This window comes from Psychrobacter sp. 1044 (genome assembly GCF_904846525.1).
In the GTDB taxonomy this organism is placed as follows: domain Bacteria; phylum Pseudomonadota; class Gammaproteobacteria; order Pseudomonadales; family Moraxellaceae; genus Psychrobacter.
In genome coordinates this window covers 24946-47016 of record NZ_CAJHAZ010000002.1, presented here as the reverse complement: position 1 = coordinate 47016, position 22071 = coordinate 24946, and the positions used below count along the sequence as shown (strand labels likewise).

Below are 22071 nucleotides of genomic sequence, written 5' to 3'. Positions count from 1 at the left end.
ATGGTGTTTGGCGAATGGTGGGGCTTATCTAAAGCACTGGCTAAAGATAAGCAGCAAAGTATCAAAGATATGGCTATTGCAATGCGAGTATCGCAAGCTGATGTAAAAGGTTGGAAGGAGTTTATGAAAGACTAGCGTAACAATGCTTAATCAACTAAAATTGAGTAAATACTATTTTGGTGATGATTATGAAAAAGCTATTAGCTGTAAGTCTGGCATTGGTAATTAGTGGGTGTGGCGGTGGGTATGACACTATTGATGCTGCTAGACCTGGCGGCGGTATTGGGAATACAGTTACTCAGCCCAATAATCCAGATGCTGGCGAAAAAACACGGTGGCAGTATTCATCTACAGGTAATAGTGGGGGCATATTTTCATTGAGAGCAAATAATTATGCGCTTAATTTCTTTTACGATCCCCAGTTTAGCAATGTAAAACATACACCTTGGATTGAGCTCGAAAAGCGCAAAAGCAGTAGTGGAGCTGTAACTAGCTCAGTAGTGATTTTTGTGAATTCAAACTTATCGTGCACACCATCATGCAGAGTAAGTATGAATTTTGACGGTAATCAAGCGAGCTATGAGATGCGTAATAGTATTGATGGTGTTATCGTACCGGTTAATGATTTCACAGCAAGTCAGTTGTTCAATAAATTTACGACATCAAATAGAGCTATCGTAAGACTACCTGTTATTGGGCTGTCTGAGCCGTTCAATGCCAACTTTGATTTGCGCGGTTATGATGTTAATCAAATGAAGTTTTAAGCGAGTAATGACATGGTTAGCAAAGTAGAACAGCAGCTCATATTTTGCCCACGCGAGCAACGTAACACCTTGTTTTATCGCAACACTGAAAGTCGAAATTGGATAATGCATATTATCTTGGTGCTGTTTACAGGTGGACTTTGGCTGCTTGCCATGCTTCTTATGAAGCGTGGCGGTAGCGGCTCATGGATCTGTAGTCAGTGCGGAAAAGAAATGATAGAAGATAAAAAGGCTGGAAACTGGTTTTAAATTAAAAGAAAGGGTGAGTAATGAAAGTTGCTGTATTAACCGTGGAAGATACGAGAGACGAATACTCGCCAGTTATGGATGTTATAGAGTGTTTTGCATTAGGTGATGATCTAAACGGCAGAGTGCGTGCTTTTCTAATCTCGTATCTTAGTAAGTATGTAGATAGTATCAGAAAAGAACGTCTGGCAGAATTTAATGACCATGACTTTAGTAAGAGTGGCGGCTTAATACTAAATACATGGCTTTATGCAGAGCATAATATAAAGGAATTGATGTAATGATTGATATAAATTACATGACGCCCGAACAATGGCCAAAAGCTCATGAAGTTTGGGGTGATGACGGCTTTGAGCGCATTAACAACTTACTAGATAAAGCTGTGCACTTGGTTGGCAGAAAAGCACCAAACGAAGTTATGATCCATGCTGGGCTATCGGATAATAAAAGCAAAGCAGGCAAAACGCCAGTCGTTTTTATTGATTGTGATAGTTTGAACCGCTACCACATTAATGAGCGGCATATTAAAAACAGCAAACTGCCAAAACCCGATAGGGCTAGCGCTTTTAAATAAATAACGAATAACTTAACAAGCTCACTTTAATTAGTGGGCTTTTTTTATGCCCACAATTTGAGGTACGCCATATGGCAGGTGATTTAGATTTTAGCGTACAGCTTAGACTATTAAACGAGAAGTTTAATCAAGGTGTCAATCAAGCACGCGACAAGTTTACTGATTACGCTCAGTCTGTAAAGCGCAATGTTGATCAGATGAATACTGATACCCAGCGAGCATCAACCATGCTATCAGGGCTTAATAATGTTAGTGCGGACAGACTGACAGCCGAGATACGCGCCACAGCAGACCAACTACGCCAGATGGGTGCAGGAGCTAATCTATCAGGTGAGCAAGTTGAGGCAGCAATGCAAGCGTCAGCATTGCAAGTTACTCGCTTGGCTCGACAGCTTGAAGTTGCACGGTCAGAAGCGCAAAGACTTGGTAATACACCTGCTACTCCAGCACAATTGGCAGAAGCGGCAGCTAAGGTAAATACGCTTGGCGATAGTGTTGCAGCAGCAAGATTAAAGGTTGAGCAGTTATCGCAAACTAATGGTACACCGGCACAGATTGAAGCAGCGAAAGCCAAAGTTGATACATTGGGCGATAGTCTTGATGAAGCTAGGCAAAAAGTGACGCAGATGTCACAGACCAGAGGCACGCCTGAAGATATAGACAGCGCTAAAGGCAAGGTTGACAATCTAGGTAGTAGCTTAGCAGAAGCTCGCGCTAAGGTGCTTGCTCTATCGCAAACTAATGGTACACCTGAGCAAATCGAACAAGCTAAAGTTAAGATCGATAGCTTATCGAGCGCGGTTGATGAGGCTCGATTAAATGTTGAGCGTCTATCACGAACCAACGGTACTCCTGCTGATATCATCGAGGCTAAGGGGCGTATTGATAGTGTCAGTAGCAGTCTGAATGCAGCAAGATTAAAGGTTGAGCAGTTAAGCCGTACCAATGGCACGCCCAGCGATATCGCACAAGCCAAAGCGAAAGTCGATCTACTGGGCTCAAGCATTGATGACGCTAAGCTAAAAGTAACCGAGTTATCACGTACTGTTGGCACACCTGCGGATATCGCCGAGGCGAAAAACCGTGTCAATGATTTAGGTTTAAGTGTTGACGCTGCCAAGCAAAAAGTAAAAGAGCTGTCTCAAACCAAGGGCACACCCGAAGATATTGAGAACGCTAAGATTAAGATTGCAAGCCTAAAAGACGAGCTTGGCTTGGCCAAGGATAGCGTTAAGCTGCTACGCGATAGCAAAGCAAGCCCCGAAGATATAGAAGAGGCACAAAATAAAGTTAAGGCACTAACAGCCTATATCTCAGGTACACGAGACGAGGTTAAGCGTCTGCGCGAAACCAAAGGTGCGCCTGAAGACATAGCGCAAGCTAAGACTGATTTCAACAACCTAAAATCTAGCATCACAGAGGCAAAGGAGCAGGTCAAGCTACTATCACAAACACGCGGTACGCCAGAAGATATAGCTTCTGCTAAAGCTAAGGTAAATGAGCTTGGCGATAGCTTAGTAAATGCTAAAAACGAGGTTAAGTTACTCGGTCAATCAAATGCCAGTCCAGAGGATATTGCTGAGGCAAAAGCCAAGGTTGAGGCACTTAAAGCTACATTAGGCGCTACTCGTGACGAAGTGCGACAGCTAAGCCAGACAAGTGCGTCACCAGCTGAGATTGCTGAAGCACGCGCTAAAGTTGCAGCACTCAGTCAAGACTTATCAGGTGCTCGAACAGAGGCAAGACAGCTTAACCAGACTAGCGGCTCACCCGCTGAATTGATTGAGGCAAAAGCTAAAGTTAATGAGCTTAAAGGTGGGTTGTCTGCTGCACGTGATGAGGTTAAGCGATTATCAGAAACTAATGCCAGTCCTGCTGAAATTGCAGAAGCTAAGGCTAAAGTCGCAGCACTTAAAAACGAGTTAGGCGAGGCTCGAACAGAGGCACGAACCCTAGGTCAAACAAGCGCGTCACCTGCTGATATAGCACAAGCTCAAGCAGAGGCACAGCGATTAGGTAGTGAGCTTGACGAAGCAAGGTTGGCGGCTGAGCGCTTAAATAACACTGGTGCCAGTCCTCAAGAAATTGCCGAGGCAGCAGCTAGCATCAATCGTCTAGAACAAGAGCTGAATGATGCGCGCAGCGCCAGTGTAAGCCTTGCGAATGAGCTGTCAGGCGCTATGAACAGAGCGTCTAGCACTGCTGATAATGCACGTAATGCTATCTATCGCATGACAAACATCAGAGTGCCTGAAACCATACGCGGTGAGATTGACCAGATCAGTCGCTCATTGGTGGATTTTCAAAACAACAGTGGTCGCCCTGCTGCTGAGATTGACCGTGTGACCCGTCAAACAGAGGAGCAAATCAGACGGCTTGAGCGCGAACTAAACGGACTTGATGACACGCAAGACAGGGTTAGTCAAGGTGCGGGTGGTCTAGGCAACAACGTTAATAGATTAAGAGGCGCTTTTGGTGGCCTACAAGGGTTACTTGCGGCGGCTGGGCTTGGCATTGGTGTTGCTGAGATTATCGAAACGGCGGATGCTTTTAAAACCCTTGAGGCACGTATCAAGTTAGCGACTGGTGCTGGTGCAGAATTTGTTACTGGTTTTGATGGCGTTAAAGAGCTTGCTAACGAGACGTTTAGTAGCGTTGAGTCAACAGGTGAGTTGTTTGCCAAAATATCAGCTTCAGCTGAGTCTATGAATCTATCACAAAAGCAGGTACTGAGCGTCACACAGACCATCAACGAGGCCATTAAGCTGTCAGGTGGTAGTGCTGCCAGTGCTGATGCTGCAATCATTCAGTTGATACAGGGCTTACAATCAGGCGTCGTACGCGGGGAAGAATTTAACTCAATCATGGAGCAAGCACCACGCTTAGCTAAAGCTATGGCTGACGGTCTTGGTGTGACTCGCGGAGAATTGCGAGCGATGGCTGGTGATGGCAAACTAACATCTGAAGTTGTCATTGGTGCGGTTCGAGATCAAGCACAGGCTATTAGCGATGAGTTTGGCACGTTACCAACCACGGTTGGCAACTCTTTGCAGGTGGTTAAAAACCAAATATTTAACTTCGTTGGTGAGATTGACGGTTCTCTCAATCAAACATCCAAGCTTGCGGAGGCGATAAGCTATATTGGCGATAACCTTGAAGATTTAGACCCTAGTTTTATCGCTGCATTAACAGGCGCTTTCCAGAATACCGTCGGAGTGGTTGTTGAGCTCGCAAAGGGCATTAAGGGTGTTTACGACACTTTTGGCAACCTAGTGAGCACGATAGCTGGCGGTTCTGCTGATGCGGCTGAGCAAGTCGGACTAATAACTGCAGCACTTCATGGTTTGAATATTTTTATCGGCTTTATTAAGGATGGTTTTAGCGCAATCGGAGTTGCAGCTGGGTTTGTCGTTGCTAGCCTGTATGGCGCTATGTCGGACTTGGCAAACATTGCCGCAAGCATAACTTTTGGCGGTATCTCTGACAGTTTTAAAGAGATGGCTAATGAGCTGCAAACAAAGTCAAAGGAGACTTGGGATAGTGCTGAGCAGGATGTTTTAAATTGGGAGTCATCAGGGGCGCAAGCCATTACTAATGCTGCCAAAACAGCAAAGGAGCGCTTTGCAGAGATAGCGGCGGATTCGGAAGCAACCTATGACAAGATGATTTCGGACGGCAACGCCACAGCCGAGCAAATTGAAGGTCAGCTTGTCAAAATGGTTAGCGATAGAATCAAAGCCAACGACATGATCCTTAGCGATAGCGACCGATTGCTTTTAGCTAGTAAAGGGTTGCAAGCCGAGATTAGTAAAGAGGGTGAAGTTGCCATTGTTTCTGCAAAGAAAATACAGGAGGGCTATCTAGGTGTTGGTGAGAGCTTTGCAGAGGTTGCCTTAAAGGCTAAAGAAAGTGGTAAAAGTATTGAGCTGTCATTATCAGAAGCCATACATAAGGCTAATACTAAAGGCGCTGTTGACGATATTTTGCTGTCACTTCAAGCAATGGGAAATCAGGGTTTAGCAACAGGCAGGCAGTTAGAGTTTGGTGCCAATATCGCAAAAACCCAGTATGAAAATATTGACAAGCAACTACAGCAAAACATTGAAGTTTTTGCTAAATACGCAGCCGAGGAGATAAAGAAAACTAATGGCATTGTTACTGCTGAACTGCAACGGACAGCCTCTCTTGAAGGTTTGGCAGTACAAGCAACCGAAACAGGCGGTATATTAGTCACGCAGCTCGATAAATCTACCATTGCAAGTACGCGCACCAAAGAGCAGATTGACGAATTGGCAGGTGCGGTTGGTATTGGTCTATCTAAAGAGTTTATTAAATCTAGTGAAGGCTTGAATGAGCTTGTCGATGGTTTTGATGACTTAACTAATGCAGGTTATGACGCAGGTGGTGCACTCGTCGACTCATTGACAGCAATGTCCGATAAGGCCAGTAATACGGTTGAAATTGAAGCCCTGATTGTTAAGTGGAACGAGCTTTATAAGGAAGGTAAGATCACTGGTAAGGAGCTTGCTGATGGTCTTGATGGCGTTAAAAATCGGGCAGACATACTTAAAGATGGTATCAATGGTGTAACTGAGGCTTATGGACTTCTTGGTTTAAAGACTCGTGAGGAGCTAGCTAAAGATGCAGGTGCTTACACCGATGCTTATAACATCGTTAAAAAAGACGGTCAAGCTACAGCTCAGCAGCTAGAGGAATCGTTTGAGAAAACAGCAAAGGCTAATATTGCGGCCAATGGTGGTGTCATTGATTCTGTCAGTAAGCGCATGGCAGCTGAGCGCGGTGTAATGATTGCCGTCGATGAACAGGGTCGTGTCACATTTGAAAAAATGGGTCAGACTAAGGCGGCAAACGATAAAGTAACAACGTCAGTCAACAACATTCGTACAGCTTACGATGGCATATCTAGCAGCTCAGGCAGTGCTGGTAATGCCATGGTACGCGCTGCAAACGAGGCGTCATCCGCTTACGATAAGTTGCAAGCAAAGATTAAAGCGGTTAAAGAAGCACAAGCGGTAGCTGGTGGTGATGAGGCGCTTAAAAATTTACGGATTTACGGCACCGAGAAAGCGCCAGCAGAGGGCAATCAGTTTGGATCAAAAACAGGCGTTGAAAACTTTTTAAAATCGGCGGGACTGAGTGCAGAGCGAGCAGCCGAGGAAGCTCGTAAGTTATACGTAAAATCAGGTAAGGATAGCGGCGCTCTCAACTTTGGTGAGCTACAGGGCTATAAAGATGGGCAAATATTAACTAATGCTGACTTAGGTAAATTTAAAACAGCATCAATGTATTTGCTTGAGATTGCAGAGAAAGCAAGAACTGATGAGTCAAGGCGCAGTAAGTACGAAGCCAGTCTTAACCAGCTGCCTGATTCAGCACTACAAGCTGTTAGCAATCTAAACAGACCGCAAAATTATGATACAGGTAACAATACTATTGGCGCTAAGACTTACAAGGTGGAATTCATACTAGGAAGTAAGTCAGTAGATGTAGGTGTATCTGAGTCGCAAGCAGGTATGTTTGAGCGCATGATGCAAGAATTACAAGACAGTAAAGCAATCGCAGGTTACTAGCCACTCACTCGAGTGGTTTTTTATTATCTAAAATTTGAGGAGAGACAATGCAAACGACACAGCAACGCTTATATTTAACGATGGCGTTTGGCGATTAGAATTGTTTCGGAGCAATGAATGACATTAGTTTGTTGTTAAAATTCAATAAATCGGTTAGAGTTTATTAAATTTCAATTAATTTGTAGCTTCTTAGGATTTTTTTAATGACAACAGATATTACTCCATTGTTTATCGGCACATGTAGGACTCACGATCCAGCACAGTTTATGAGAAAGGAGGGATGTCACGCTCTAATTTTACCTGAGCGTTATCACTCGCCTCAACAGACACTAAAAACTGTTAGGCACTTGGCAGGTATTTATAATTATCCGATTAACCAGCTACATACTGTGTCCGACCTTACGGTTGAGAGAATCTTAAAAGGTGACACGCTTGAAGATATCCAAAAAGAACTAGATCAGCAAAGGGATAGGTGGAATAGAGCAACGCATGTTGTGATTGAGATATCAACTAGAAAGGAGTTTTACTACGTACGTAAAGATAGAACTACTTACGTCAATACATTTTTCAAAAGAGATATTGAGAATTACAGCAAGGAGCTTGCTCCATTCTACGAAAAAAACCTTTTACTTAATATCAAACCTGATGAAATTCAAAGCTCTAATAGTTCAGAGGCCCGAATAAAAACAGTCATGAATCAGATAAAACTTCTTGCTAAAGATAAAAAAATTCTTTGGGTAAGTCATATATCTCCAAGTGTGTATAGCGAAAAATTAAACTATCTGGTTGAACAAAGAAGATCTTTATCTTCAACTCAAGCAGTAATTGCAAATGAGCTTGGAGATCGTTTTTTTGATCCATCTATAATGGCTAAGCAACTAGGAGATGATGTTTTCTTTAAAGACTCTGGCATGGATATTAATCACATGACAGATGTGGGAGCTGAGCTGCTGAGCAAGAACTATTTAGAGTTACTTGAGAGCTATTGATTTAAATTATGTAAATACGTACTAAAAATCTAAGTTAGTAATTCATATAAGCAAGCCTTAACTAGAGATAGTTAGGGTTTTTTTATTATCTAAAATTTGAGGGGGCGTTATGCCGCAGAACACACCGTTTTTAGAGCTAATCATACTAAAGCTGATGGTATTGCTACCTAAAGTTTTTGCAGCAGTGATTGGTGCAATATTTGGATTGATGCTATCAGGTGACATCGGCAGAGATGGCAAGATACAAGTCAATATGTCAGTGATAATTAAGTTTACTATCGCTGTCACAATCTCGCTATTCGGCGGGGCAGCGCATATTGAGTTTATGGGCTATCAAGATTATAGCGTGATGACACAAGGCGCAATCATGCTCGTTTGGGCGGTGTTCGGTATGTTGGCGATAGGTATCGTTTATCAAGCAGTCGCATTATGGCAGGGCAAGACGATTGCCGAGGTAATCAAAGAAGTCAAAGACGCCGCATTTGCGATATTTGGAAAATAACAATTAGTATTAAACATAGCCTCATTTTTGGGGCTTTTCTACGTCTGGAGGAAAGCATGAGCAAAACATTAACGGAGCAGCAAATTACAGAGGCTGCCAAAACTGCTGGCATCGAGTACGCAGCGCTAAAAGCAGTTATCGAAGTCGAAGCACGGTCAAGTGGGTTTTTCAGCACTGGCGAACCAGCCATCTTATTTGAACGTCATAAGTTTTGGGAACAGCTTGGCGCTATTAAGTGGTTTACATGGCGTTTACGTATTTTGGCCAAGCACCCAAGAATTTGCAATCCTCTTTCTGGTGGTTATGGTCGCTATAGTGAGCAGCATGACAAGCTACGCATTGCAATAAGCTACAACCGTGACATTGCATTGCAGTCTGTGTCATGGGGCATCGGTCAGGTGATGGGCTATCACTGGGATGCACTAGGCTACCCATCACTACAGTCATTCATCAATGACATGTACGAAAGTGAAGCGAAGCAATTAGAAGCTATGATTCGTTATATCAAGGTCAATAATTTAGTAAATAAATTACAACGTCATGACTGGGCAGGTTTTGCCAAAGGCTATAATGGCAAAGGTTATGCTAAAAATAACTATGACGAGAAGTTAAGACAAGCTTATAGTAAGTACGCTTGACATGATTCTTGACAGCCTGCCATCAATAACTATCACATCTAATCACATTGCATAATCGTAAGTCATTGATATTATTAAGAGTGAATTTGATAGCGTGTGATAGTGTTTGATGTAATCGGGTTCAACTCCCGCCATCTCCACCAAATATTAAAAACCCGATCATTTTATGTGGTCGGATTTTTTATTTGCCTAAATTTAGCTCAATCATTTATTAGGTACCACTTTTAGTACCGACATTGACGGCGGTACCACTAATCAGATTTCAAGCTATCCAGATAGTCAGCCCATTTTTGCATCATCATTTTGCGCTCATCTAAAAACACGGTCCTATTGTAAGCTCTGCCATGCATGTCCCTAACATTGTGGCCCAACTGCATTTCAATCAAATTTTCAGGGTATTTTAGTTTCTCAACAATCAGCGTTCGAGCAGTGGCCCTAAATCCATGAACCGTTTGTTTGGTGCCGTCATAACCAAGGCGTTTCAATGCCTGATTCATCGTATTTTCACTCATCGGCTTAACAGTAGTATGAATAGCAGGAAATAGATACTCACTTCGAGCGTGTAATGATAACTCTCGGATCAACTTGATAGCTTGTGCGGGTAAAGGCACAATAAGAGATACCCCAGTTTGTCTTTTCGTCTTTCTAGGGGTAAAAGTCCAAGTTCCAGCCTCAAGGTCAAACTCATCCCACAGTGCATAACGCAATTCTCCACTACGAACAAAAAGCATAGGCATAAGCGTAATTGCTATGCGCACCTCAAAACTACCTTCATAACTATCAATAGCATTTAGCAAAATACCTAGTTCTTTTGGGTCAATAATAGCTGGGTGATGGACGGTGATCGGTGTTTGTAAGGCACCAGATAAATCTTGAGTCACATCACGCTCGCACACTGCCGTCTGTACGCCATACCTAAAAACTTGGCTTGCAATGGTTCGCATCTTAATCGCTGTCTCATAGTAACCTTGTGCTTCAGCCGTCCTACAAGCGTTTAGCACATCGATTGGCTTAATGTCAGTGATTGGCATATCACCAATGTACTTATTCAGTCGTTTAAGCTGTCTATTGTTATTTATGATAGTAGCAGGGCTTACGTTACGCTTACGACTCATGTAGTCATCTGCTATCGCTGCAAATGTATTATTGGATAGCAGCTCTTGCTCTCGTTCATCATCAATTTTCTGCTGCTGTGGATCAACACCTTCAGCTAACATGGTCCGTATCTGTTTGCGCTGCTCACGGGCTTGGGCTAGTGAAACGTCAGGATAAAGGCCCAATGTGATAGTGGCTCTTTTTTTACCTATGGGTCGGATATAATCCATGCGCCATGACTTGGTGCCCAACTTACTGACATACAAATAAAGGCGACCGCCGTCAGCTAGCTTATAAGGCTTGTCTTGTGGTTTAGCTTGTTTTACCTGCGAATCTGTTAGCGGCTTGATGATTTTAGCCATTTTGACGGTATCCTATTTGGCGGTATCGGCGAATACCGTCAATAATACCGTCATTTAACGTAGAGATAAAGACAACTAAAGACAGCTAAAAACGTCTAAGTAAGAAAAAACCCCATAACCAAAGGGCTAAGGGGCTTTAAAGTAAACTAAAAACATATTTGTTGGTGCGCCTACAGGGACTCGAACCCCGATCGATCGCTTAGGAGGCAACTGCTCTATCCTGTTGAGCTATAGGCGCATTTTGGAATAACATTGTAGGAAAAATCGCTCATAAAAGCAATCAACAAAATATAAAGATTTTATCATTACTTGCCATTACTCAAGGCGTCAGCGACATTCACAGTGTTGGCATTTGCTGCTTTTTGTGCACGTGATGTTGGATTAAACAAGTCATTTACACTGTTTTTATAACCTTCGATATTATAATAATCGTACTTTTCTAATATATCTTGTCCGGTACTCGAAAGTAAAAAATTACGGAAGTTAATAGCAGCAGTATTCTCTGTCAAAATAACCCCTTCAAGCGCTTGCTTTTCTTTCAATGCATAGCTGAAAGAATTTAGGGTACGTGCCTCTATATTGTCAGTTTCAATGGTATCAGTCTCAGCAGTCTCTACTTTTTTATCATCAGTATTGCTGATATTTGCTTTGTCTTGGTTTATTTTATCGTGAGCCGTTTTTAGCTCTGCTTGTAACGGTGTCAGATGGTCTGCAGATAGGCTGTCGTTAGCGATGATCATGTCTATATCAGCGCCTAATTTTGAGTGTTTATTATGGTTAGGATTGGCGTTTGATAATGTTAAGAGGTCGCTAGCGGGTACATAACTTGGCACAACCTGCACATGAGGATAACGAGATTCGAAGCTAACGATGATATCGTCCAAGGGTGCTTGTAAATCCTCTTCGGCCTTTATATACAGAGTACTGTCGGTGAGTGTATTTACCTCGTCTTGAGTGGTGGCTGACGACTCATTTGCATTTGCCATGATCGGTAGGGGGTCTATATTTTTACGGTTATTGCTCCATAACCACGTAAAGATTGCAATAAAGATTATCAGCAGCAGTAAAATTAGCCCAGCCAGTAGCAGCTTGTAGTCTCTCATATGTTACTGCTCTTCTCTTAATGGGTTTGTGTCAAGTTTACATAAAATGCGGTGTATAACGTATTATTTTTAAAGCTGTTGGTGTAACACTTCATCTGCTAAGTCCGCAAGCATATCTGCAAAAATATCGGTTTTTGAATCAGGTAAAAGTTTTTTCTCGCTATTATTCTTATGAATAATTGTACTATTTTGATTGGATAGCACAGGTTGATCGTTTGAAGGCGAGGTAACATCGTTGTCAATGGCTTTTATTTGGTGTGCAGCCAATGGCGATTCGCCCATCGTAAGCTTGTCTTTAAGCCATTCAAAACCATGGGCTTCCCACCATGCTTCAAAGCGTGGCAACGTGCTCCCACGCACCGCGACAGGCAGATTCAATGTTCGCAGTTTTTGTGAAAGTATGGGGTCGTTAATGGCTTGATGGATGCTCAAATAAAGCGAGCGACTGTCATCAGTATAGGGCTGTCTGTTTTGCCACGATCTGTCGTCAATTTTCATACGTGGCAATTGCCACAATTCACCGCGATAGTATACAACATATAGACGTCGTTTAGGATGAACGAAAATGGCATCAATGGGACGCAAGGGCATAGTATTAAATTATTCCGTTAAAAAAGGGTTATGGACATAAAAATTACAGCAATTGATCTGACAGCAGCACTGACTCCTCTATTCATAAATATGAGACTTATCAATGCGACACTATCTGTCGCAAGATATTATAATAGTGGCACATATACTAGTAAACGATAGCTATCGATGGCACACTAATCAGCAGCCTATTTTATGATTGTTATAAATAATCACTGATGATGCAATGATAGTTAATCGTTGTTGTCATTTGCATCGTGTTTATGACAGCCATGCTAGCAGAAATACATTGTAGTAACGACCGCGAAACATAGATTGGTGAGTATCCTTCGTGGTATTCCTTAGCAGCCATCAATATGCATTAGAAAGTTAACGCAAATGCTATTCCATTTCAGGCATTCACGACCGTCTACATCACACTATCACTCATATTATAACTTCAATCAGACTACCCTCTATGTTTACCATTATTCAATCGCACCGCACCGAAAACCTTGTTGATCAACTGCTTGTGCAATATCAGTCTAAGGATCAGCCTGTTTTTGAGCCTTTTATTGTCATTGTGCCCTCAATGGTATTGGGCGATTGGTTGGACAAAACCATTGCTAGCCGTGCTGGTATTAGTACTTTGGTGCGTACTAAGTTTTGGGGTCAGTATCAGTGGACGCTCATGCAGGATGTGTTAACCCGCCATAACGCGTATTTGTTAGAGAATGACTCCGAAGCGGCAACCCTAAATGTGCCAGAAGTGGCGGTGTTATCGCCCACAGTGATGCAATGGCGCTTGTTTGGGTATTTGACCTACTATCAAGAGGCGATTGTTGCAGATGAAAAACATCCGGTTAATCCATTACTAGCATCTTTGATTGATGACCCACAGGCAAGTGCTCAACAAGATAATGTACAACAGAACAATTTACAGCAAGACAGTGTGCTAAAAGACAAGGCACAACAAGACGCCCGTATCTGGCAACTAGCAAGCGATTTGGCAAGAGTATTTAACCGATACTTAACACACCGTGAGGATTGGCTGGATTTATGGTCGTACAACAAACCGCTGAATGTAGATGAGTTGATCGCAGAGAAAGATGCATTGTCACTGCGTTTTGATAAGTATGCACGCGGCACGCCTGAATGGCTGGTTGAGCATTATATTGAGTTAGAGGCTGCGCAACGATTTTTGTGGTCGCATTTGTTTGCTGACGTTCATCTACACCGTGTGGCACTGGAGCGTGCTTTCTGGTCAGCCTTGAAAGACAACAAGGCGGATGAACGCGCACAGTTGCCCAAAGTGCTGCGTATATTTACCATTCAGCAACTGCCACAGACCGAGCTTGATTTTTTACAGCGCTTGTCAAAATACATGAATATCACGCTATTGCATTACAATCCATCAAAGCTGTTTTGGGCGGATATCGTCGATAAATCTTGGTTACAGCGTCAACAGATTATCAACCCTGAGAGTGTCTTTTTACGTGATTACGGTCATAGTTTGTTGTCGCGTTTGGGTAAGCAATCGCGTGATGCGTTTGCCATGCTTGCTAACTTGTCGGGTAATGAGCAATACGACGATGCGCTGGTGGAATGGCAAGATAATTTTGAAAGTGGTTTAAATGATGAGCTTAGTAATGGTATGGATGAAAGCATTTATACTGATAATGCCAGTGCTCAAGATGCACAACATAGCCCAAGTTTATTACGACGTTTGCAGAACGATGTGTTGATGCTTGATGAGCAATCGACCCAGCAGGCAACGGCTGCTACGGTCTCGCAAGCAGTGAGTCAGCAGATAGCGCCAAGCGGTGATGAGGATAAGCAAGCAACGGCTTGGTATGACGATGAGGCGTTGGAGAAGAAGCGCTTTGAGAAAGACCGTTTTTGGGCAATTTCTTCGCAAGATAATAGCCTAAGCATTCACTCATGTCATAGTTTGCAGCGTCAACTTGAAGTGCTGCGTATCATGATTGGTCGTTGGCTAAATGAACCTATTAAATCTGGTGAGAAGAAGCGCCATATATCTGACATTGTTGTGTTGCTACCCGATGTTGAGCGTCATCATGCGCTGATTGGCTCTATTTTTGTCAATGGCAGAGGTCAAGATGGTCTGACTTTGCCCGCTAAAGTGACGGGTGTTGTTGATGCGGACATTCGGCAGTTATGGGAAGCGATTATTGGTTTCTATAAATTATTAGGCAGCCATAGCGCCCGTTTTGAAGCGGCTGAAGTCTTAGACTGGCTCATGTTGCCTCCTTTATTTGAAAGCTTTGGACTGACTCATGAGCAGATGAGCCGTGGCTGTGACTTGTTGGTAGAGGCAGGCTTTATCCGCGGTTTTGATGAGCTGCATCTTAAGCAAACGTTGGATAGTAATGATTACGACTATCGCTTTAGCTTTGCGCAAGCGTTAGACAGATTGACCCTAGGTCTGGTCATGCCAGAGGCTGAGTTGAGCGACTGCTTGTATCCTTTAGATAAGGATGAATGGCCAAGCACTGCGTTGCCAGAAATGACCTTGCCATTACCACAAGTGAGCCTAAATGATGCGTTGATTGTTGAAGCGCTTTGCCGCATTTATACCGGTTTGGTCGCACGACGGGATGATCATATACAAAAAATGAAAGCGGAAGATTGGCTCGATCAGATTGAGAGACAAGTGATTCATCGTTACTTTGGTGATGTGGATCAAACACGTACCATGCGAGCCATCTACAATGCGATGAATGGCTTTAAATCAAGTCTGCGAGCCAATCGTCACTATAGACAGTACGCTAGTGGTGATAGCGCCAACAGAGAAGTAGAGCAGAGGCTGGCAGGTGTGGAGCAGTTGCCGCTCAAGCTGAGCTTTATGCTAGACAGTATCGAAGCGGAGCTTGAAAGTCAGCAGGTCAGTGCGGAGCCAACTGGGGTAATTACCTTTGGGCGCTTTGGTGCATTAAGAAACGTGCCGTTTGAGTTGGTGGTTATGCTCAATATGGATCTCTCAGAGTTTCCTGGGCGTGACCGTGATAACCGCTATGATTTGATGAAAGCGACCAATGCACGCCGCGGTGACAGAGTTAGTGAAGATGATGACAATGGTGCATTTTTAGATGCGCTACTGTGTGCGCGCAGTGCATGTTGGATGTTCTATAACGGTCAAAGCTTGACGGACACCCATGAGCATCTGCCTGCCAACCCAGTGAGTGAGCTATTGCAATTCCTACAAGGCGAGGTGCAATGGCAGGTGAACTCGCTTGAGACTTTGCCTGAGAATATTGATCCTACCACCGAAAGCCTCAAGCGTTACTTACCTAAATTGATTAAGCAGTGGTTGGTGACTGAGCATCCTGCACTGCCTTTCCATGAGAGTTTGTTTGAAACAGAAATTGAAGGCGCTGATATTTTTGAGCAAGCGCCTCCTGATATTGATGGCAATGCTAATGCCAACGTTAATATCAATGCTCAGGATACCAGCCCTGTCGATATGATTGATGAGTTGGATACTTTATTAAATACAGCCATGCGCAAAACCAAACTGGCGCAAAAAAAGCAGTTTCCGCCTGCGCCGCTTTGGCAAGCGGTGTTTGATACACTAAAGGGCAGAGTGTCTAGTGAGCAGGTACAGTTGGTTGGCTTGCCCACAAAGACACAGTACGAAGCAATCGCTAAGATGCTTGGTCAAGGCTTGGGTCAGCTCGGTCAAGTAAACACTCAAACCTTGTCTGCATTGGTTGAACTATTGGCATTAGAGGCTGTTGTTGATACTAGCAATATCAGTGATATGACTCAGGTGCTCTCCCAAGCTGTATCTGATAGCGTATTTAATATTGGGGAGATAGATGTTGAAGGTGCATTGGCTTACCAAGTGCGCCATCCTGCCAAAGCGTTCTTACGGGCTCAAAAGGTGCATGTGGTACAAGGTGAAGAAGCACTGTCGCATCAAGAGCCATTATTTCTAAACAGTTTGACTACCTATCAAATCAAAGAGCACTTGATTAAACAGTTGGTTACTGATGAGAGTAAGAATAATAGTAATGCAGCGGCTGAAACCACTACTCCAATCCTGATGTATCAAAAAATCATGCCAGCAGGTGTGGCTCGCCAAACCACGCTACCCAATCAACAACAAAAACTGCAACAGCAATGTTTGGAATTTAAAGAGCAGTTAATAGCTAATGGTTTTGGCGAAAATATTATACCCAATGAAGATGGGATAGAGGGTACGACAGATTTGCAGCTACTAACGCCAACCGCCGAGCATCCTGTTCAGGTAGAGCTAAAAAATATACTTAGTAGCACTGACAACGAGTCAAGCAATCAGACAGATATTAAAGAGATAGAAGCACTGCTTAAGCTGTTGCCAAAAGTCATTAAGATCAAAGGTTCAGTACCTATATTGGCGCCCATATCAATTCAGGCGGGCATGCCTTATGCTCAGCAATCACCCAAGCAGTGGTTAAATATATTGCCCAATTCTGCCAGTCCTAGGCATTTACTCAAGTTTTGGTTATCACATTTGTATTGGCAAGTGGCCAGACGTACCACTGCCGAGCAAGCGGCATTAAATGATGGGGTGAGTATTTGGCGCTTTAATAAGCCTAGCTCGCAAGTCAAAAAGTACGAGAAAGTAATCGCATTTAAACTAAGCCCAATTGTCTATGAAGACGCTGTGATTGAGCTGATAAAATGGGCGGTTTTTGCCAAGCTATCTGGACAAGTGCCTATTACTTTATTGCCTGAATATGCACTCAATTACCTTGATCAGTGTTCAAAATCTGAAGATAGTGAAGGCAGTAGTTATTGGCCAAAACGTGCAGACTTCTCAGACTGGATAAGACCTAACTACAACTCAGACACGGTATACGATACTTGTTCGCAGCACGCCATTTGGCAGTACGCACTACGTGATCAAGATGCATTTAAGGCTTTGTCAGCGGCATTGACTACCTTGGCTCAACCATTATATGAGCCGATGTTTACTGCGTTAATTGACTTAGATGGCTAGCTAGCCATTTAGAATAATCGATTTCTGCTCTCCTGATCTAATAAATAATAATTAAAAGTATGCGCCCATATGACAGACTTGACTGATTTAACCAATATCATTGAACTTTCTACACAGCCACATTTATTCGATGATCACTCAGATACGCCTCACTCAGATCCTATGAGTGAGCGTCAGGCTGATGTAATACCAGCAGTTGATGTTGACCTAACGGGAAAGCACCTAATTGAAGCCTCAGCTGGTACTGGTAAAACTTGGACGCTAACAGGCATTGTATTGCGCCTGCTAATTGAAGCACGACGTGCGCCAGAGCAAATTATTGCTACTACCTTTACGCGAGCCGCTGCCGCTGAGATGCGTCAGCGTATTCATGATCGTTTGGTGGATTTTTATCAATTATTGCAGTGGGTCAACAGTTTAAGTGCTGACATCAGTAATAAGGAGGCTTTGTATCCCAATATATTGCAGGTGATGCCTGAAAGCGATAAGGATAAACAAGAGGGCAAAAAATCAAGTACGGATTTAAATACTGAGATAGGCGCTGATGAGTTAAACCAAGACCTTGCTAATGATAAGCAAGCTGCTGCCACAAAGCGTGCGCAAGCAAAAAAAGACCGTGAAGATTGGTTGGTAGCACAGGCTAAATATGTGCGCTTAGATGGCATCATGCAAGATCCCATTAACCTGCATCTCGTTGGTTATTTGCTGGATCACGTGTACAGCTATCCAATGACGGAAGCTATCAGGCGTACCGCACTGGTTTTAACCACGTTGGATAAACTGTTTGTGGGTACGCTCGATAGCTTGGCACAAAAATGGCTGAAGGAGTACAGTAGCGAGACGGGTCATCAGCAAGGTATGGCTATTATTGAAGACAGCAGTATCGAGCAGGTGACAGATAGTATTATTCATGATGAGCTGCGTCAGTTTCAAAGCCGCTTGCATCATGAGCAGCCTAAACTGTATGCGCTTATGGATCAACAAGGCAAGCTGACTGCAGTTGGTGATCATAAAAAATATGTGACTCGCTCGCTTAACTTTATTTCTGCGCCAATTGATGAGATTGTAGTAAATGACTTTTCGTTTGAGGGCTATGAGCGGCTTATAAATACTATCATTGAGCGCAGCGATGAGCTTGATATCTTTTTTAAACCTGACGGCGAGTATTATGACGTTCCAAAAGGACAGCTACAAAATAATAGAGACTCTTGGACCAAAATCATTCAAGCATTAAAAGATTTTGGTCCAGCCGCTTTTAAATTTATATCAGACGCAAAAAATCATACAGGAAAGTTAATCGAGGCTTTTCAAAAAACGGACAATATCGGCTCTCAGTTTCGTGTACCCAAAGATGGCGAAAGAGTTAATCTGATATTTAATGAGTTGCAGGTCGTTCGTGACTTTAAACGCTATATTGAAGAAAGCAAAAAGCTAGACGAATACATAGTGACTGTTTTAGCCAATCTTAATCGTCATATCGTGCTTGCGGTACGTGACAGGCTACCAATTATTTTGGAAGAGCGTGGCGAGACTACCTTTAGCCTGCAAATGGTACGTTTAAACCAAGCATTAACTGGTCGGCAAGGAGAGAAGCTGGCACGTTATATTCGTCATCACTATCCTGTGGCGTTGATTGATGAGTCGCAAGATATCAATGGCGCGCAAGCCATTATGATTGAAAGCATCTATTTGCCAAAGAAAAAGGGCAAGGTTGCTGATAATGATAAACAGTCAGCTACTAAAAAAGCCAGCCATGAATTTTTATTATTGGTTGGTGACCCAAAGCAAGCTATTTATGGGTTTCGTGGTGGCGATGTGGCCAACTATAACTACATGAAAGCTCAATTTGATAAAAGCACGCTTTGGACGCTCGATATTAACCGACGCTCAAATGCTGGCGTGATTAATGCCCTAAACTGTTGGTTCGGCATGGCTGATGTAACCACTGGTGAGAATAAATTAGCTCAATTAGGCGCAGGTATTTATTACCAGCATATCAAAGCGGCAAAACCAGAATATGAGCTGTCTTGGTTTAATGAACCAGACGCTCACAGCACTACTTTAGTGACTGAGGTGCTCTCTGCCCAGCCAGTGAGCGTATTACATCTGCCTTATGATAAACACAAAGAGCTTGAGTACGATGAGCATGAAATCACGGCGCGTCATATTGCGACTTTGCTTAGTAGTGGTCAGACTTTAAAAGGCAAGCCTATTCAGCCTAGTGATATCGGTGTGCTGGCACGTACTAAAAAAGACTTAAAGCGGGTTGAGGATGAGTTGGTTAAGCTTAATGTACCGACCTTGACTACCAGTGATGTCAGTATCTTTGAAACCATCATGGCAGAAGATGTGGCGGCGCTGCTGAGTGCCATGCTATATCCGTATCGTCATGACATGATTAATCGGGTGTTGACCAGTCATTTATATGGCTTAAGTATTAAAAACATCAAAGCCATGATGACGGACCATGAGTCAGGAATTACTGAGGGCAGTAGTAAAACAAGCTCTCATTCAAAAAATTCTAATTCGAAGGATGCCTCAGTTAATGAGGTTACTGATAATAAAAAAAGTTATCAAGATTTTATTACCTATCTAAAAGAGGGTGCACAGCGTTGGCAGCACTTTGGTATCTTATCAGCATTGCATTACTTATTAGATAAAAATCCTATACAGCTGCAAGGCGTTTGGCAAGCGCTAGCGGCTCATCCAGAAGGCGATCGTCATATTATGGATTTGCGTCATGTGATGGATGTTTTGGCGCAATATGGCTTAGGTATGGGCGAGCATGAGCTACTGGCTTGGTTTAGACAAAACATAGATGCAGCGCCCAATAGTGATTGGGCTAAGCAATATCCACTGCCTACAGAATCTGGTGTGCAGCTGATGACCATTCATAAGTCCAAAGGGCTTGAGTTTCCCATTGTCTATGTACTGGGAATGGGTGATGCCAGTAGAAAGTCAGGCACCAATGAGAAGTATGGCCTGTATTTATATAACGCAGATCAAGCACCTTCAGCATTAGTACAGCAGTCACTAGATAGTCAATCAACAGGAAATCAACGCCGCTTCTCACCGATACAAGGTTCTGCTACCACAGACGACTACTACACCGATATCGAAACGCGGGAAGATTTCGATGAGATGCGACGACTAGGTTACGTGGCCTTTACCCGTGCCAGTGAGCAGCTTTATGTTGTTCTGAGAGACCCTAATGACACAAGAGATATGAAGCGAAAACCAGTGTTTTATTGGTTTGAATCGCCAGAACCAAAGTTTGAACTACCAGATAGACTTAAAGGTACGATAGGTATGCTCAGAGGGCATAAAGTTAATGAGTTCTACGACAAGAATTACGCAAGCAACGATGCTAAATCAGCAGGCGTAAATGACAATGTTCAGCTAGCCGCAACCGAGTCAAATGCTCATAAGCCTGCCACAGAGACTATTGAATACGCGCTTTTTTCAGAGGTCATGAAGACCAATTATTTTTATGGCTGGGCTAAGACCAGCTTTACCGCTTTGGCTCGTCAGCTCGATGAATCTACACAAACAATGGCGATAGTCGATGAGCGTATTGATGATGCGATAGACATCGATATGACAGAGTCTTCAGTTTCAGATCTCCATTCACTTAATAGCAAAGAGTCTCTCGAACAAGACAGTGACCTAAGCCTCAAGTCAGAAGATGATATCCGCTTTACCTTTGTAAAAGGTGCTAATGCGGGTACGTTTTTACATGAGATATTTGAAAAAATTGATTTCAACAATAAAGCGCAGTGGTCTCATGTTATCGATAGAGCCATCAGTAGCTATCAATTGCCACTGGCATATAGCAGTGCTGAGCAGCAAGGCCGTCGATCAGAAGCGAAGAAACAAGAGCAAGGCGATGACGGTTCATTTAATACTAGTTCACTTGATCTTGCTTCAATAGATGCTACCAAGCATGAGGCATTAATTGCTTGGATTGAAGAGGTACTAGATGCGCCGCTATTGGCCTCCAAGCAGCCGTTGCGCTCTATTGATGCAGGTCAGCGATTTTCTGAGTTAGAGTTCAATATGGGGTTGTCAGAGAACTTTAAAGCACAGGATATCAGTAAACTCTTCCAACAGTATCTCCCTAATGAGATGGACAAACACGTCACTCTTATTCCGCAAAATAAAGCACATTTGTATCGTTATTTACGCGGCGAAATTGACTTAGTGTACGAACATGCAGGCAAGTATTACGTTGTCGATTATAAAAGCAACTTTCTAGGAAATAGCCTAAGTGATTATAATGAAAATACACTTAAGCAAGCAATGTCCAAGGCAGGGTACTGGCTACAAGCAGCGATTTATCAAGTAGCGTTACATCGATTCCTTTCAATGAGAATTCATGATTATGCAGGCAATGAAGATAAGTATTTAGGCGCTGTGGAGTATGTTTTTTTACGAGGTGTGTACGATCCCAATTCTCAAATAGCTGATGATCTATCACAAGATGTTAAAGAGGCTGATAATAGCCACTCAATGCATAACGACCGCTATGGATTAGTGACATGGGATATTCCAATCGATTTTATTAAAGGTTTGGATGCGTTGTTTGGCATGCCCGATTAGTAGGCTATAAGTAATGATTAAATGCTAAAAGAC

At 43.1% G+C, this 22071-nt stretch carries 14 protein-coding genes and 1 tRNA gene; 11 read left to right on the top strand and 4 right to left on the bottom strand.

What is annotated here, in order from left to right:
- The 9 genes from JMX82_RS14340 to JMX82_RS01540 all read left to right on the top strand — a co-directional run bounded on the left by JMX82_RS14340 (window position 1) and on the right by JMX82_RS01540 (window position 9304).
- On the top strand, window positions 1-135 hold the full coding sequence (locus JMX82_RS14340; RefSeq protein ID WP_265089305.1) for a hypothetical protein: 135 nt from the start codon (window positions 1-3) through the stop codon (window positions 133-135).
- Between the two features lie 53 nt (window positions 136-188).
- Window positions 189-764 carry a hypothetical protein gene (locus JMX82_RS01575; RefSeq protein WP_201539078.1) on the top strand — a complete coding sequence of 192 codons (576 nt, stop codon included), beginning with the start codon at window positions 189-191 and terminating at the stop codon, window positions 762-764.
- A gap of 12 nt (window positions 765-776) precedes the next feature.
- On the top strand, window positions 777-1013 hold the full coding sequence (locus tag JMX82_RS01570; protein ID WP_201539077.1) for a hypothetical protein: 237 nt from the start codon (window positions 777-779) through the stop codon (window positions 1011-1013).
- 20 nt (window positions 1014-1033) lie between these two features.
- Window positions 1034-1291, top strand: coding sequence for a hypothetical protein (locus JMX82_RS01565; protein ID WP_201539076.1), 258 nt, complete (start codon window positions 1034-1036; stop codon window positions 1289-1291).
- Window positions 1291-1584: a hypothetical protein gene (locus JMX82_RS01560; RefSeq protein WP_201539075.1), complete on the top strand. Its 294-nt coding sequence runs from the start codon at window positions 1291-1293 to the stop codon at window positions 1582-1584. The genes JMX82_RS01565 and JMX82_RS01560 overlap by 1 nt, the downstream gene beginning before the upstream one ends.
- 71 nt (window positions 1585-1655) lie before the next feature.
- Window positions 1656-7175: a tape measure protein gene (locus JMX82_RS01555; protein WP_201539074.1), complete on the top strand. Its 5520-nt coding sequence runs from the start codon at window positions 1656-1658 to the stop codon at window positions 7173-7175.
- Window positions 7176-7378: 203 nt separating this feature from the next.
- Window positions 7379-8164: a hypothetical protein gene (locus JMX82_RS01550; protein WP_055125804.1), complete on the top strand. Its 786-nt coding sequence runs from the start codon at window positions 7379-7381 to the stop codon at window positions 8162-8164.
- 109 nt (window positions 8165-8273) lie between these two features.
- A complete protein-coding gene (locus JMX82_RS01545; protein WP_201539073.1) occupies window positions 8274-8666 on the top strand; it encodes a hypothetical protein in 393 nt (130 codons plus the stop codon).
- A gap of 56 nt (window positions 8667-8722) precedes the next feature.
- On the top strand, window positions 8723-9304 hold the full coding sequence (locus JMX82_RS01540; RefSeq protein WP_201539072.1) for an N-acetylmuramidase family protein: 582 nt from the start codon (window positions 8723-8725) through the stop codon (window positions 9302-9304).
- Between the two features lie 251 nt (window positions 9305-9555).
- Here the strand turns inward: JMX82_RS01540 and JMX82_RS01535 are convergent, their stop codons facing one another.
- From JMX82_RS01535 to JMX82_RS01520, 4 genes are all read right to left on the bottom strand, one after another.
- Window positions 9556-10761: a tyrosine-type recombinase/integrase gene (locus JMX82_RS01535; protein ID WP_201539071.1), complete on the bottom strand. Its 1206-nt coding sequence runs from the start codon at window positions 10759-10761 to the stop codon at window positions 9556-9558.
- A gap of 162 nt (window positions 10762-10923) precedes the next feature.
- Window positions 10924-10999: transfer RNA gene (locus JMX82_RS01530), tRNA-Arg, on the bottom strand.
- A gap of 67 nt (window positions 11000-11066) precedes the next feature.
- On the bottom strand, window positions 11067-11864 hold the full coding sequence (locus JMX82_RS01525; protein WP_201539070.1) for a hypothetical protein: 798 nt from the start codon (window positions 11862-11864) through the stop codon (window positions 11067-11069).
- A gap of 69 nt (window positions 11865-11933) precedes the next feature.
- Window positions 11934-12455, bottom strand: a complete 522-nt coding sequence (locus JMX82_RS01520; protein ID WP_201539069.1) for a hypothetical protein — start codon at window positions 12453-12455, stop codon at window positions 11934-11936.
- 457 nt (window positions 12456-12912) lie between these two features.
- On the opposite strand from JMX82_RS01520, the gene JMX82_RS01515 reads away from it, so the two are divergent.
- Together JMX82_RS01515 and JMX82_RS01510 are read left to right on the top strand one after the other, a co-directional pair.
- The gene (locus tag JMX82_RS01515) at window positions 12913-17439 is read left to right on the top strand and encodes an exodeoxyribonuclease V subunit gamma (RefSeq protein ID WP_201539068.1); all 4527 of its coding nucleotides are present in this window, start codon (window positions 12913-12915) and stop codon (window positions 17437-17439) included.
- Between the two features lie 69 nt (window positions 17440-17508).
- A complete protein-coding gene (locus tag JMX82_RS01510; RefSeq protein ID WP_201539067.1) occupies window positions 17509-22038 on the top strand; it encodes a UvrD-helicase domain-containing protein in 4530 nt (1509 codons plus the stop codon).
- Window positions 22039-22071: the final 33 nt, after the last annotated feature.